Annotated in this window: 13 protein-coding genes; 8 read left to right on the plus strand and 5 right to left on the minus strand. The window is 25.7% G+C overall.

Annotated elements, in window-relative coordinates:
* Positions 1-124: 124 nt before the first annotated feature.
* Positions 125-739 carry a hypothetical protein gene (locus PWP28_RS03980; protein WP_308644281.1) on the minus strand — a complete coding sequence of 205 codons (615 nt, stop codon included), beginning with the start codon at positions 737-739 and terminating at the stop codon, positions 125-127.
* A gap of 1,892 nt (positions 740-2,631) precedes the next feature.
* Between PWP28_RS03980 and PWP28_RS03985 the strand changes: the two genes are divergently transcribed.
* On the plus strand, positions 2,632-2,814 hold the full coding sequence (locus PWP28_RS03985; RefSeq protein WP_308644282.1) for a hypothetical protein: 183 nt from the start codon (positions 2,632-2,634) through the stop codon (positions 2,812-2,814).
* Between the two features lie 14 nt (positions 2,815-2,828).
* A complete protein-coding gene (locus PWP28_RS03990) occupies positions 2,829-3,032 on the plus strand; it encodes a hypothetical protein (RefSeq protein ID WP_308644283.1) in 204 nt (67 codons plus the stop codon).
* Positions 3,033-3,198: 166 nt separating this feature from the next.
* Here the strand turns inward: PWP28_RS03990 and PWP28_RS03995 are convergent, their stop codons facing one another.
* Genes PWP28_RS03995 through PWP28_RS04005 form a run of 3 tightly spaced genes read right to left on the minus strand, consistent with a single transcriptional unit; the run spans position 3,199 to position 7,728 of the window.
* On the minus strand, positions 3,199-4,938 hold the full coding sequence (locus PWP28_RS03995) for an ABC transporter ATP-binding protein (protein WP_308644284.1): 1,740 nt from the start codon (positions 4,936-4,938) through the stop codon (positions 3,199-3,201).
* Positions 4,931-6,736 carry an ABC transporter ATP-binding protein gene (locus PWP28_RS04000; RefSeq protein ID WP_308644285.1) on the minus strand — a complete coding sequence of 602 codons (1,806 nt, stop codon included), beginning with the start codon at positions 6,734-6,736 and terminating at the stop codon, positions 4,931-4,933. The genes PWP28_RS03995 and PWP28_RS04000 overlap by 8 nt, the downstream gene beginning before the upstream one ends.
* 14 nt (positions 6,737-6,750) lie before the next feature.
* Positions 6,751-7,728, minus strand: a complete 978-nt coding sequence (locus tag PWP28_RS04005; protein WP_308644286.1) for an AraC family transcriptional regulator — start codon at positions 7,726-7,728, stop codon at positions 6,751-6,753.
* 335 nt (positions 7,729-8,063) lie between these two features.
* Here PWP28_RS04005 and PWP28_RS04010 point away from each other — a divergent pair, with 335 nt between their 5' ends.
* The 6 genes from PWP28_RS04010 to PWP28_RS04035 all read left to right on the plus strand — a co-directional run bounded on the left by PWP28_RS04010 (position 8,064) and on the right by PWP28_RS04035 (position 14,100).
* On the plus strand, positions 8,064-8,348 hold the full coding sequence (locus PWP28_RS04010; RefSeq protein ID WP_109605951.1) for a PTS sugar transporter subunit IIB: 285 nt from the start codon (positions 8,064-8,066) through the stop codon (positions 8,346-8,348).
* A 16-nt stretch (positions 8,349-8,364) separates the two neighbouring features.
* A complete protein-coding gene (locus PWP28_RS04015; protein ID WP_308644287.1) occupies positions 8,365-9,633 on the plus strand; it encodes a PTS ascorbate transporter subunit IIC in 1,269 nt (422 codons plus the stop codon).
* A gap of 38 nt (positions 9,634-9,671) precedes the next feature.
* A complete protein-coding gene (locus PWP28_RS04020; RefSeq protein ID WP_109605975.1) occupies positions 9,672-10,469 on the plus strand; it encodes a transketolase in 798 nt (265 codons plus the stop codon).
* A gap of 12 nt (positions 10,470-10,481) precedes the next feature.
* A complete protein-coding gene (locus PWP28_RS04025) occupies positions 10,482-11,426 on the plus strand; it encodes a transketolase C-terminal domain-containing protein (protein WP_308644288.1) in 945 nt (314 codons plus the stop codon).
* A gap of 32 nt (positions 11,427-11,458) precedes the next feature.
* Complete coding sequence (locus tag PWP28_RS04030) at positions 11,459-11,896, plus strand: PTS sugar transporter subunit IIA (protein ID WP_308644289.1); 438 nt, start codon at positions 11,459-11,461, stop codon at positions 11,894-11,896.
* A 62-nt stretch (positions 11,897-11,958) separates the two neighbouring features.
* The gene (locus PWP28_RS04035) at positions 11,959-14,100 is read left to right on the plus strand and encodes a BglG family transcription antiterminator (RefSeq protein ID WP_308644290.1); all 2,142 of its coding nucleotides are present in this window, start codon (positions 11,959-11,961) and stop codon (positions 14,098-14,100) included.
* On the opposite strand, the gene PWP28_RS04040 is transcribed toward PWP28_RS04035, so the two are convergent.
* Complete coding sequence (locus tag PWP28_RS04040; RefSeq protein WP_158274891.1) at positions 14,097-15,479, minus strand: MATE family efflux transporter; 1,383 nt, start codon at positions 15,477-15,479, stop codon at positions 14,097-14,099. The genes PWP28_RS04035 and PWP28_RS04040 overlap by 4 nt on opposite strands.
* Between the last annotated feature and the right edge of the window lie 11 nt (positions 15,480-15,490).

Consider the following 15,490-nt stretch of genomic DNA (forward strand, 5'->3'; position numbering starts at 1 on the left):
CTGCGTATATCCCTCGTGAATCTGGGTACTGGAGATATTAAACAAAAAATGCATGGTTTCTATATCTTAGACTAACCATGCATTATTTATAATAATTTTTGTATTATATTTTCAAAAATATTGGCTACTGTTCGATATCATCTATAAAAAATACAGCATAATAATTTTCTTGTTCAACAAAAGTTATATGAATGGAATAATCAAATATTGAAACTTTATGATGATTTAAATAATTTCCTTTTAAAGATTTTTCAAAAGATAATACTATACCTCCAACTAATAATTCTTGAACATCTTTTCCATAAGGAGTATAATCATCATACACCATTTTATCTACTAATCTTTCATTTAAACCATCACTTTTTGCTTCAAACATAAAATAAAAAAGTCTATTTTTTCTATTCACAGTAAACATAACTCTTTTATCAGTTTCTTTATCTATAAAATAATAACTAATTAAATTCTGATCATGTTTTATAACATTTTTAACATCATCATAATAGAGATTCTCCAAATGATTATAAATCTTAATATACATAGGGCCATGTATAATAGTCTCTGTAGATTGATCAGTAATATCTTTATCTATATCTTCACTCTTATTAATAATTCCCTTTGTTTTATCATTCCTAATCTTCTCTTCTTCATGAAAATCTATTAATGTCTTTATTAACATAGTTCCAACTACTAATATTATCATTAACATTATTATTAATACTATTTTCCTCATTTTTTTCATCATTTACCCCCACTTATTATAATATTTACTTTGTTGATTATATCATTTTTAATTTAAAAAAAGAAGATGATTTTTATTCATCTTCTTTCAAATTTTAATCATTTATTTCTTCTCCAAATATATTTAATCCAATATTAAAATCACCCAAAACAATATCTAACTAACCCAAAGAATTATATACAAAATGGTCAAAATGTGGTAATCCGCTGAAAGCTGTCTATCCCACTACCTAACCTGCTATGTATACTATCATTGTGTTTACATTCATCATCACATTCCATGCTCTTCCTATATTATGGGGTATTGATGTATCTGTTAGCATGTTTGGTACTACTGTTGTTATGAAACCATCTTCATTATCATATTTTGTTATTACTTGCTATACTTCTATTTTTCCAATCATATTTGTATATCTATCCTATATATCTAAATTATCATATGGTTTTATTTTTGTATTTCCTATTATTGTTATATTTCCATCATAGTATTCTCTCATATGTTCAGATAATTTATTTGCCTATATTATTTTTGCTACCTAACTTATTCCTGCATTATCATCATAATAATCTCTCTTTTTATTTGCATATCGGGGTATATCATTGTCTAAATACTATTTAGTACATACATATTCTTCTCCTTGTATATTTATTATGTTTTGTGATTTACTATTGAATAGATTATACATCAGTCCATTGTTGTTGTATTTTACTTTCTTTCCATATACGTTTATTTGGGTCTATATTTTGTTTATGTTTGTTGTTATATTGTTCTATATTATATGTAGTCTATCATTTACAAGATATGTCTTTTGGAATGGTTCTATATCTCTCATTTGTTCATTTATTTCATATCCTTTGTATTTTAATTCATTTAAATATGTGTTTATATTTCCTATATAGTTATTTAAGTATCTTTCATGTTCTTGTTTTATTGTTTTTATTTTATTTGTGTATTTTTCCTAATATTCTTTTATATGTTTGAATATTTCTATTTTTATTCCAAATAAATAGTTTATTATATCTATATCATAATATTTTATTAGTTGTTTATACGTTTCTAATAATGTTATTATATTTTCTTTATAATTTTCTTTGTTTATTTCTTTTTTTGTTAGTCTATATATTATATTGTTGCATATATGGTATGTCTATTCATAGTCTTTACTTGTGTACACTCTTTCTATTTTTTCTTTTCTTAATTTGTTTAGATGATTCTAAAATAGTCTTTCTAATTCGTACATACTTATTTCTTTTAAATTATACTTGTATTTTTCAAATTCATATTTTGTTTCATCTTCATTCACTAATAGTATATTTCCTATATTTACTTTGTCTCTGTTTGCATATAGTATTTTTAATATGTTTGTCCTAATATTGGTTCATATGGATTATTTATTATTTCTTTTCCAGAGTAAAAGAATATATTTTTGAAGAAATTGTTCTCTTTTTCTTTTTTTTCATAGTACTAACTCGGATAGTACATGTTTGTCGCTAATTCCATGTATTCTCCTTTTTGTTTGTAGTTTTTTATATTGAATACATAGTCTTTATCTGATGTGTATGAGGTTATACATATTATATTTCCATATATTTCTATATGATTTCTAAATTATATATTTGTTCTTAAGAATTACATAACTTATTCCTAAAGTTCTTTATTATAGAGGGATTTAATTTTTTTCTTTTTTTATTATAATTTATTCATATTATGCGGTATAATAGTATATTATTGATGATTTTTGTCCTTTTCGATATATTAAGATTATTAGGATTTTGATTATAGTTCTCTTATTATAACTATTATAGAGATTTTTGTTTTTAATATTAACTTTAACAAGGACATAATGAGGTGATTTATGGCTTTATTTAATCAAGAATGATACAAGACATTCTTTGAGTATTGAAGGTATTGTTTCTAATGAAAAGCAATTGAAGGATATTATTAAAGGTAATTATGATGATGATGATGAAATTTTAAATTATTTTTCCACTGCAAAGAGCATGTATAGTTATGCTATAGAATTGTACAAAGACAAAGAATTTGTTTTGTCAAAAGCTACGTTGAGACATAAATAAAAAACGAAAATCTTTTGTATAAAACAAAATTTGAAGTTAAGATTAACTTTATTACTAAAAGAACTACAAAAAAATATGATAATTCTATTTTATTGGGTATAAAAATTTCTCCAGCTTTTTATAATAAAATTTCGAATGATTATAATTTTAAAGTTATTGTTGCTAAAGATCAGAAAGATATTTCGAGATTGATTAAAATGGGTTTTACAGAGTTATGACAAATGATTAAAAATTGAAAGAAGATGAATAAAAATCATCTTCTTTTTTTAAATTAAAAATGATATAATCAACAAAGTAAATATTATAAATATACCTCCAAAGCAGTTTTGTAATTTTTATTAATTACGTGTCTACTTTGGAGGTCATATCATTAACAGACAGTTTTTATTGCTTTATCTCCCATTCAGCACTTTCTTTTTGAAGGGAAAGCATCTTACTGTACATGCCTTTTAACTCCAGAAGTTCATCATTTGTTCCTTGTTCCACTACTTTACCATTATTAATAACAACTATTTTATCCACATTTTCTATTGTCCTAAGTCTGTGAGCAATTATTAGAACTGTTTTTCCTTTTATAAGTTTTCCAATTGCATCTTGTATTAAAGTTTCATTTTCTGGATCTATAGATGCCGTTGCTTCATCCAAAAGAATTATAGGAGCATCTTTTAATAAGGCTCTCGCTATAGAAATTCTCTGTCTTTCACCACCAGACAATGTATATCCATTTTCTCCGATAACAGTTTCATAACCGTTTGAAAGTTTATTAATAAATTCATCACATCTTGCAAGTTTTGCAACTCTTTCTATTTCTTGTTTTGAAGCATTCATATTTCCAACTTTTATATTATTATATATGGTATCATTAAAAAGAACTACATCTTGAAATACTATTGAAAAATTCTTTAAAAGTTCTTCAGGATCTATTGTATTTATATCAACTCCACCTATTTTTATACTTCCTTCATTTACATCCCAAAATCTTGCTATAAGTTTACTTATAGTACTTTTTCCACATCCTGAAGGCCCTACTAAAGCTGTTACTTCACCTTGTTTTATTTCAAGATTTATTCCCTTTATAACACTTTCTTTTTCATAAGAAAAATATACGTCTTCAAGATTTATATCATATGATGAAAGATTTACTGATTTTGAACCTTTTTGAATTTCATAATTTTCTATTTCAAGCATTCTTTCAACACAACTTCTTGAATGTATAACCTCTGCAAGCATCATGAAAACACTTGATAATGGATCAAATATTCTCGAAGCAATCACCATGAATATCAAGAAAGTCATCAAATCTATTTGACCATTCATTATAAAATAAATTCCAGCAATTATAACAGTTACAAAACCAAGTCTTAAAATTGATTGAGCTGACATTATTATTGAACCGGTAGAAAATTCTACTTTTAAAGCTTTTTTTATAGAATCATCGAGTTTTCCCTTTAATTTATCATAATAAATGTCTTCAAGATTCGATCCTTTTATAACTTTTATATTATCTAATATTTCTTGTATAGAATCATATATTTTTAATTTTGATTTAGAAACCATCTTATTATTTTTATGTTGAATATTTTTTGTAACCAAAATCATAATAACTGCGATAGGTACAAAAGCTAACAAAGCAACTGCCATTTTCCAATTAAAAAACATTAGAGATACACCTATTATTACTATACTTATCATTGCTGAAACCATTTCACCTGCCGTATGAGATAATACGTGTTCAAGCGTTGTGACATCTTCCATGAGTGTCATAGTTAAATCACTTATGTTTTTCTTTCCAAAATATGATAATGGTAATGTACGGATCTTTTCGGCAAGATTTATTCTTGTATTGGCACTCTCTTCATAAGCAGATATATAACTCAATCTATACTTTATTTTCTCAATTATATAAAGTAGAATAAATAGCAAAAGAGCTATACCAGAAAAGATCCAAAAATTCATAGATGATTTCTCAGTATCATTTATAAAAGGGGTTATAAATGAATTCAAAAGGTATATTAATAATCCTACTGGTAACATAAGACTTATATTATAAATAACACCTATAAAAATAGATTGTTTTAAATTTTTATATCCTTTGTCTGAAAGGGCAAAATAATTTTTAAGCATTATTAACCCCACCTTTAAACTTCCAGTTTATACTATTCGTAAATTCATTCCACATTCTCAAATACTTTCCCTCTTTTTGTAAAAGTTCTTCATGTTTTCCTGATTCTATTATTTCACCATCATCTACTAAATATATTTTATCTACGTTTTTTATTGTTGATAATCTATGAGCAATCATTATAACTGTCTTCCCTTTCAATAATTCATCAAAAGATTGTTTAATTTTAAATTCATTTTCTGGATCTGTAAAGGCAGTAGCTTCATCAAGAATAATTATAGGAGCATTTTTCAACAATGCTCTTGCTATAGCTATTCTCTGCATTTCTCCTCCAGAAAGATAAATCCCATCTCTGCCAATAACTGTATCAACACCATTTTCTAATTTTTCTATAATATCATTACATTGTGCTTTCTCAAGAGCTTTCATTATTTCTTGTTTAGATGCATCGAGTTTTCCATATCTAACATTCTCATAAATACTTTCTTTAAATAATCTGTTTTCCTGAAAAACAAAACTTATAATATCCATCAATTCATTCTTAGATATATCTTTTACATCAACTCCACCTATTTTAATAGATCCTTTTTCAGGATCATAAAATCTTGTAATCAAATTAGCTATGGTAGTTTTACCTCCTCCAGAAGGTCCTACAAGTGCTATTACCTCTCCTTGTTGAATATTAAAAGATATATTTTTTAAAGCATATTTTTCATTTTTTGAATATTTAAAAGATACATCTTCAAAGCTTATACCATAATCTTTTGGCGAAATAGATTTTTTGGAATATTTCAAGTCATCATAATTAAGCATATTTTCTATTCTTCTTATAGATTCTTTAGTCACACTTGCATGATTTGCAATATATAATATCTTCAAAAGTGTTGTTGTGATAGCTGGCATAAAAACTATATAAAAAATAAAACTCAATATAAAAGCTTTATAATCTACTGTAAGATTATAAATTACTATTGCTGTTGGAATTATAAAGAAAAAAATACCATTTATCATAGTATTAAATAAAGAAAATGGAACTTCAAAATTTAAAGTATATTTGAGTACAAAATTTTTATAATTTATGATTGATTTATAAAAATTTTTAAAAGAATATACTGATTGATTAAAAACTTTAACTACAGAAATACCTCTCACATATTCAACACCTGAATTATTCATTTCTTCAAGAGCATTTTGATATAATCTATTAAACTCTTTAGTTTTTTTATCACCCATAGAAACAAATTGAAGAAAAAAACCTATTAATATAGGAATAAGACAGGCTATACCCAATCTATAATCAAAAGATAAGATCAAAATAAGTATGGCTATTGGAATAACAAAAGATTGTGAAAGATCTGGTAATAAATGTGCTATAAATGTTTCTGTATCAGCAGTATTCTTTTCTATTATTTTTCTTAATTTACCACTGGTATTGTTTAAATGAAATGCCATATTAAAACTTTGAATTTTTTCGATAGAACTAAGAATCATATTTTTTCTAACATTGAAAGCTGTCGTATGCGAAAGCATTAGAGCCGTAAAATATAATATAAAAGACAAAACAGTTATTCCAACTATACTCCAACCATAATTTAGAAGTAATGAAGAGTTTAATTCTCCACCAGACTTAAAAAAATCTATAAGTTCAGACATTATAAAATAAATAAATACATATGGCATCATCATAAAAATACCTGAAATAGCCGAAAAAATCCAAGAAAGAATAAAATATTTTTTATACTTTCCAGTATATTCATTTATTTTCCCTATTAAACTAAAATCTTTATTCAATTCATTCAATCCTCCTTAATTTATTAAATCCCTTTTCTATAAAAACTTGGTGTAACACCATACTTTGATTTAAATGCTGCTGAAAATTTACTCGAATTTACATACCCAAGTTTAGAAGCTATAGAACTTATATTAAACTCAGAATTTCTCAAATAATATGCAGCTTTTGTCATCTTATATTCTTTTATATATGAATATACAGTTTGTCCATATATTTCTTTGAAAATATTTTGTATTTTATTTTCTTTAATATTAAATCTAACAGAAAGTTCTTTTATTTTTATGTGTTGCGAAAGATTTTCTGTCAAATAATCTTTTATAGATTTTATTTTTAATCTTTGTGTTTGAGGAATATAATCATTTTTTGAATAGTGCAAAGTTTTTTTATTAGAAATAAAGAATAAAAGTTCTATTATCTTTAAACTAATAGATTCCATCATATTATTTTGTTTATACTTATAAATATCATCAAATATACCTTCTACAAACTCATTTCCTCTTTCAACAAGTGTAAGATCTATTTTCTTTAAATATTTAATCAATTCAAATGTATCAATACCTAAAACTTTGAAAAAATTGTTTAAATCTTTTTCCATTCTTTTAGTGTCAAAATATACAGATATTCCTTCATATTTTCTTTCTGAAAAATATGGATTTAACACTTTATACTTCATATTATGAATCGCAAAGTCTCCAGGGCCCATAAATATGGAATAACCATTTTCAAGTTCACATTCGTATCTTCCTTTCCTACAATAATGTATAGCAAAGAAATCATCACTTCTTTTTATCTCACTTTTTATATATTCTTTATTACATAAATAATCGATAAAAAAAATTATTATTCCTGGCATCAACAAATATGGTTGTACTCTATAAATATATTCATCTTGATTCTCTTCATAAAATTTACAATAATAATCACCATCTTTTACTAAATTACTCTTATCTGTGAATATAAAATTCAAATCCATGAGATTACAAACATTTTTCTCCCTCATAATTTAGCCTCTCCTAAAAATAGTAGTTAATTAAACTTATTACTATTTTTATAGTATCACTCAAACTAGATTTTTTCTACTCCAAAAAATAAAAAAAAATCCAAAACATAAAAAATAATTATTATTATCAAAAAATAACATAAGAGTTTAATTTAATTTTAATTAAACTAAAAAAACTACTCCTCACTACTCAAAACATAAAAAAACTTATAATATCCTTTTTTATTTAAAAATTGCCTCAACTTAAAGGTATAAAATAACTCTTATTCATATTGAATAATAATAATTAATACTTTAAAATTTAATCAAGAGATATATAAATTGGAGGTGTTTTAATGAGAAGAGCTTTAGTGGTATGCCGTACGGGGATGGGAAGTAGTATGATGTTAAAATTCAAACTCGAACAAGTAATATCTCAAAATGATTTACCTTTAGAAATAGAACATGATGTTTTAAGTGCTGTAAATAATTATGATGTAGATTTTGTAATTACAATGAATGATCTCGTTGAACAATTAGAATCAGATGGAGTAAAAGTAGTGGGCATAAACGATATTATGGACAAAGAAGAAATAAAATCAAAATTGATGAATTATTTAAAAAAATTAGAAGAATTATAAAGTTAGGGGGATTTTTATGGGATTATTGAAAGTTGTTGTTTTTGATGTATTAAGTTCAGCTCCTATTCTCGTAGGTCTTATGGCTTTAATGGGTTTGCTAATTCAAAAAAAATCTGCCGTAAAAGTTATAACTGGAACTATAAAAACAATAGTTGGTTTTTTGATATTTTCAAGTGGAGCAGCTCTCGGTGTAACTGCTTTAGATAGTTTTCAACAACTTTTTGCTAAAGGGTTTGGATTAACTGGAATCTTACCTCTTGCTGAAGCTGTCACAGCACTTGCTCAAAATAAATTTGCAACTGTTGTTTCTCTTATCATGTTTATTGGATTTATTTGTAATTTACTTGTTGCGAGATTTACAAAGTTTAAATACATTTTTTTGACTGGTCAACATAATTTATATCTCGCAGCTCTTTTAACAGTTGTCTTAAAAGCACTCGGTCTTGGAAACGCCATAACTATATTAATAGGCTCCATAATACTTGGTTTTGCTGCTGCAATATTTCCAGCAATTGCCCAACCATATATGAGAAAAATAACGAAAAATGATGAAATAGCTATGGGACATTATGTAACTCTTGCATATGCTTTATCTGGTTGGATTGGTTCAAAAGTTGGAAATCCAGAACAAAGTACAGAAAAATTAAAATTACCTGGTTGGTTATCAATATTTAAAGATTATGTAGTCTCTGTAAGTATATCAATAGGAGCTTTCTATTATATATCTGCAATTGCTGCTGGTAAAGAGGCAGTTGAAACTCTTTCAGGTGGAGTTAATTGGCTTGTATATCCAATTTTTCAAGCATTTACATTTACCGCTGCTTTATACATAATAATAACCGGAGTAAGAATGTTCTTGGGTGAAATAGTTCCAGCATTTGTTGGAATATCAGAAAAACTTATACCAAATGCAAAACCTGCATTAGACTGTCCAGTTGTTTTCCCATATGCACCTACAGCAACTGTAATAGGATTTATCTCGGCTTATATTGGTGGATTACTATGTATGGTTATATTTGCTGCGATGGGAGTAACTGTAATAATACCAGTTGCAATACCTTATTTTTTCATAGGAGCTACTGCTGGAGTATTTGGTAATGCCACTGGTGGATGGAAAGGTGCTATAGCAGGTGGATTTGTAACTGGAATATTAATAGCTGTTGGTCCTGCATTATTATATCCAATAATGGGTAAGATAGGACTTTCAGGTACAACATTCCCTGAAACAGATTTTGTTGCTGTTGGACTTGTTGTGTACTATTTAGGAAAATTATTCGTAAGATAAAAATTTAATCGGAGGTCATTTTTGTGAAGTCTAATACTATAAACATAGAAGAATTAAAGAACAAATCTAAATTATACAGAAAAACTATAATAGAGATGATTTATAAAGCAAAAGTTGGTCATCCAGGCGGCTCTTTATCTTGTATAGATATACTAAATGTACTATACAACACAAGAATTGATAGATCAGAAGAAAACAAAGATAGACTTATACTTTCTAAAGGCCATGTAACTCCTGCATTATTCAGTGTTTTTATGGATTTAGGATATATAGAAAAATCTGAAATAAATACATTCAGACAAATAAACTCAAGGCTTCAAGGTCATCCTGATAGAAATAAAATTAAAGAGATAGATGCCAATACGGGGTTATTAGGCCAAGGTCTTTCAATAGGAGTGGGAGCTGCACTTGCAAAGAAATTAAAAAATGATAATGATCATAATGTATATGTAATAATAGGTGATGGTGAAATGCATGAAGGTCAAATATGGGAAGCTCTTATGGAAGGGGCACATTATAAATTAAACAATTTAATAGTATTTCTTGACTATAATAAACTTTCATCTAAAGGAAATTGTAATGAAGTTATGAATCTTGAACCAATACATGATAGAATAAAAAGTTTTAATTGGCACATAGAAGAAATAAATGGAAATGATATCGAGGAAATCTTACAAGTACTTGAAAAAATAGATTCAATAACAGATAAACCTAAGTTTATAATTGCAAATACGATAAAAGGAAAAGGTGTAAGTTTCATGGAAAATAATCCTAAATGGCATAGTGGTGGATTAAACGATGAACAATATAAAAAAGCTATAGAAGAATTAAATTAAAGAGGTGTTTTTATGAATTATAAACTTGTTTCAACAAGAGATTATATAGGAAAAGTACTTATTGAAATGCAAAAAAAACATAAAAATTTAGTAGTAATAGATAGTGATTTAGCTTCATCTGTAAAATCGAATGAATTTGCTGAAGTTTATCCAAATAATTTTTTTGAAATGGGAATAGCTGAACAAAGTAGTATGAGTTCTGTATGTGGCTTTGCCATGGAAGGATTTATACCTATTTATGTGAATTTTTCAATTTTTGTAACTGGAACCGTTTGGACTCAATTAAGACAAGCATGCTATTCAAATTTTAATTTCAAAATAATTGGAAGTCATCCTGGAATGGATAATGGTCCTGATGGTGCAACTCATCATGCACTTGAAGATATTGCCTTATCAAGAGTAATTCCTAATATGACAGTATTCACTCCATCAGATATGAATGAATTAAAAGCATGTGTAGAAGAAGCATTAAAGATAAACGGTCCTGTTTATATAAGAACTCCAAGAGATACAGTTCCAGTATTACATGATGAAAATTGTTCTTTTCACACTGGTAAAGCTGAAATCTTAGAAGATGATGGAAATGATATAGCTATAATATTCGAAGGAAGTTCTTCCAAAGAAGCTTATGAAGGATTTTTATCTTTAAAAGAATTGGGTTATAAAAACAAATTAATAAATATAAGAAGTATAAAACCTATAGATTCAGAATTAATAAATAAACTTTCTTCAAAAGTAAAAGGAATAGTAACAGTAGAAAATCATAATGTAAGTGGAGGATTAAATGGAGTTATTTCAGAAGAAATCGTAAAGTCTAAAAACAATATCATTGTAAAATGTGTTGGTGTAAATAATACTTTTACAGAATCAGGAAAAACATCTGATGTAAAAAAGAAATATGGTCTTTCAAGTGAAAAAGTAGTGGAAAAGGCTTTAGAAATTATCAAAGGATTATGATGTCTGGAAAACATTATTTGGAGGCGGTATTTTTGAATGAAATAATTCCACTACAAAATATAAAAACAAATATAAATGCTGAAAATTGGGAACAAGCTGTAAGAATTTCAGGTGAACTTCTTTTAAAAAATAAAAGTATAAAAGAAAATTATATTTTAAAAATGATTGAAAATGTAAAAAAATATGGACCATATATAGTTATATCACCTGGAATTGCTTTGGCTCACGCCGAATCTTCTGATGATGTTCTCAAAAATGATATTTCTATGATCATATTGAAAAATGCTGTCAAATTTGGAAATAAAGCAAATGATCCTGTAAAAATAATAATATCATTCTCGGCTAAAGAAAGTAAATCTCATTTAAAAATTCTTTCAAAATTATCTGAAATAATGGATAATAAAGATTTTTACAAAAAGATAACTAATATAAATAAATCGGAAGAAATTTATACTTTCATAAACAAATAGGAGAATAAGAGGATTTATATCCTCTATTCTTCTTTCATCAAATTAAATGTGAGGTTTTTTATATGAATATAAAAACAAGAATTATAGATATAATGATTTTTCTTCATGATTTAAAAACACCTATAACAATAGCTGAAATATCAAAAAAATTTAATGTGAGTAAAAGAACTATAAGATATGATTTGGAAGAAATAAAAATTCTCTCAAAAAAATATGATTTTGCTCTAATATCTAAACAAGGTGTTGGTATTTATATAAAAAATAAAAATTCATTAAATAAATTCATTAAAAATTTTGATGATAAAAATCTATCTATAGAAAAAACAGATAGAGTGTTTTTAATACTATTCAAACTATTTCAAACTTTTGAACCAATAAAAATAAACGATCTTGAAGAAATTACTAAAGTAAGCAAATCAACTATATCCAATGATCTTGATGTAGTTGAATATTGGTTGAGGAATAAAAAAATAAATCTTATAAGAAAACAAAATTTTGGAATTTTAATCGATGGTGAAGAAAATGATATAAGGCATGCTTTTACTTCTTTGATATATGAAACTGGGAAAAATGAAAAAATAATAAAACTTTTAAACAATTTAAATAAAGATTATATAAAAGAAAAATTTTTAAAAAATGATACTCTGAATTTTTTTAATGAATTAATAAATGGGATTGATATATTTGAAGTTGAATATATAATTAAAAAATACATAAAAAAATATAAATTTGATATATCATTTGATGATTATGCGAGTTTAATAATACATTTATGTTTTTCTATAAAAAGAATAAAGAATGGAAAAATAATAAAATATGAAAATTCTATGATAAATGATTTAATAACAAAAAAAGAACTCGAAATAATAAATAAAATTTCTGATGATTCTGAAAATTTTTTTGAAATATCTATACCTCAAGAAGAAAGATTTTTCTTAGCTTTTCATCTTTTAGGTGCAAAAAAAGATATAATTCCTTTAAATAAAGATGGAGTAAATGAAGATTTTTTATTTCTTGCAAAAGAAATGTGTAAAATTGTTGATGATTATTTTAAAATAAATTTAATACATGATAATGAATTAATAAAAGGACTCGCCATACATTTGATGGCTGCAGCAAATAGAATAAAGTTTAATTTACCACTTCATAATCCATTATTGCCAGAAATAAAAAACAAATATTCAGAAATATATGAAGCTTCTATTATAGCCTCAAAGATTTTTATGGCTTATTTAAATAAAAATGTAGAAGAAAATGAAATTGGTTATATAGCTTTACATTTTGGTGCTTCAATAGAAAAAAATTACAAAAATGAAGGTAATTTTCTTAAAGTGATTTTAGTCTGTTCAAGTGGTATAGGAACAACAAATATATTAAAATCAAGGCTTTTAAATGAATTTAATAATATAAAAATAATAAATACCGTTCCAGTGAGGGAGATAAATAAATATTATAAACAAGATATTGACTTAATTTTATCTACATTTGATATACATGAAAATAATTTTCCAAATTTAAAAGTATCTCCTTTACTTTCAAATGAAGACATATCAAAAATTCGATCTATAATTATAAAACGAAAAAATATGTTAAATATAAGAAAGAAAAATATAAGTTTCAATGAAAAAATAAGTAAAAATGATCTTTTAAAAATACTAAAGAATAATATAGATGATGAAAATACTTATATTAAAATAAAAAATATAATAAAAGAAGAAAATTATAATAAAACTAATAATTATGAATTAACCCTTAAAAATCTTTTAAATATAAAATTAATAAAAAAAATAAATACCATAAAAAATTGGGAAGATGCCGTATTCAAGTCTGGAGAATTGCTTTTAAAAGAAGCATTTATAGTAAAAGAATATATACAAACATGTATAAAAATAATAAAAGAAAATGGTCCTTATTCTGTTATATCAAAACATGTGGCTTTAATACATGCTTCATCAAAAGATGGAGTGTTAAAACCTGGAATTTCTATGTTGATAATAAAAAACGGAGTCAAATTTAATTCAAAAAATGACCCCGTTAAAATTGTCTTTACTTTTTGTGCAAAAGATAAAAATGAAGATTTAAAAGCTATAACAGATATTTTAAAACTTTTAAATGACAAAAATTTTATAAATTATATGATATCTTTTAAAAATACTAATGAAATATTAAAGTATATACAAAATTACGATTATACTAAAAATTAATCCTGATCATACACAGGAGATTTTTCAACAACTCTTCTCTCCCATTTTCCAAAGAAAAAGAATAAAAATCCCATTATAGTAGTTAAAAAGTTACTCAAAACCATAGCATACCAAACTCCTGTAGAACCAAGATCTGTAAAATTTTGGAATATTATTATCATAGGTATTCTGAATATCCAAAGTCTTCCCATAGAAATCATCATAGAATACAATGTATGACCAGATCCTTGAAATGTTCCATTTAAAAGATCATTCATACCTACAAGGAATAATGAAAGAGCCATTAATTTCATATACTCAGTACCTTCAATAACAGTTGGAAGATCTTGTTCTAAAGGTAAAAATATTTTTAAAGCATTTTCGGCATATATAAACAAAATAATACCCAAAGTCATAGATATAGTAAATGAATACAATGCAGCTGTTTTGAAAGCTTTTTTTACCCTATCTATTTGATCTGCACCTATATTTTGGCCTATTATAGAAACTATAGCACCACCAATAGCCATTCCAGGCATAAAAACCATAGAATTTATTCTATTAGCTACACTGTATGCAGCAAGAGTTGTATTACCATAAGTAACTATAAAACTGTTCAATATTATAAAACCAAGAGATTCCATAGAAGTCCCTATAGTTGAGGGTAATCCTATTTTAAATATTTTAATAACCTTATCCATTCTCAATTTTAAATTACATTTTTTTATATATATACCATCTTTTTTTCTAAATAGAAGAGGATAAATTAAAATCAAAAATACTCCTTGAGAAATTACAGAAGCTATAGCCGCACCGATTATACCCATTCTAAAATTGATTATAAAAAGTGGATCAAGAATCATATTTAAAACAACACCCAAAGAACTTATTATCATAGGCGTAAGAGTATTTCCTTCTGATGTTTTAACAGAATTAAAAACCATATAAGTATAAGACACTGGTGTACTCAAAAACATTATCCTCAAATAAGTCAATGATTTATCATATAATTCTCCAGTTGCACCCATCCATCTCAAGACATATGGTGAAACAATTATACCTATAATAGTCATGACAATAGAAAAAACTATAGTGAGAGAAAATATCTGTCCAGCTATTAATCGAGCATTATCTTTATCTCTTAGTCCATTATATTGAGACATCAATGAAGTTCCAGCTGAAGATATTCCTATACCTATAGTTATAACAAAAAATAAAACCGGCCAAACAAATGAAGCGGCCGCCACCTCCAATGAACCAATCTTGCCTACCCAATAAGTGTCTGTCAAATTGTAAAGGGTTTGACTCAAATTTGATAATAGTAATGGAATTGCCATTTTTAAAAGGGCTTTTTTTATATCCCCATGAAGTATCATATCTCTTTTCTTTTCATAATCCATGATAATACACC

The organism is Oceanotoga sp. (assembly GCF_030445905.1).
Classification (GTDB): domain Bacteria; phylum Thermotogota; class Thermotogae; order Petrotogales; family Petrotogaceae; genus Oceanotoga; species Oceanotoga teriensis.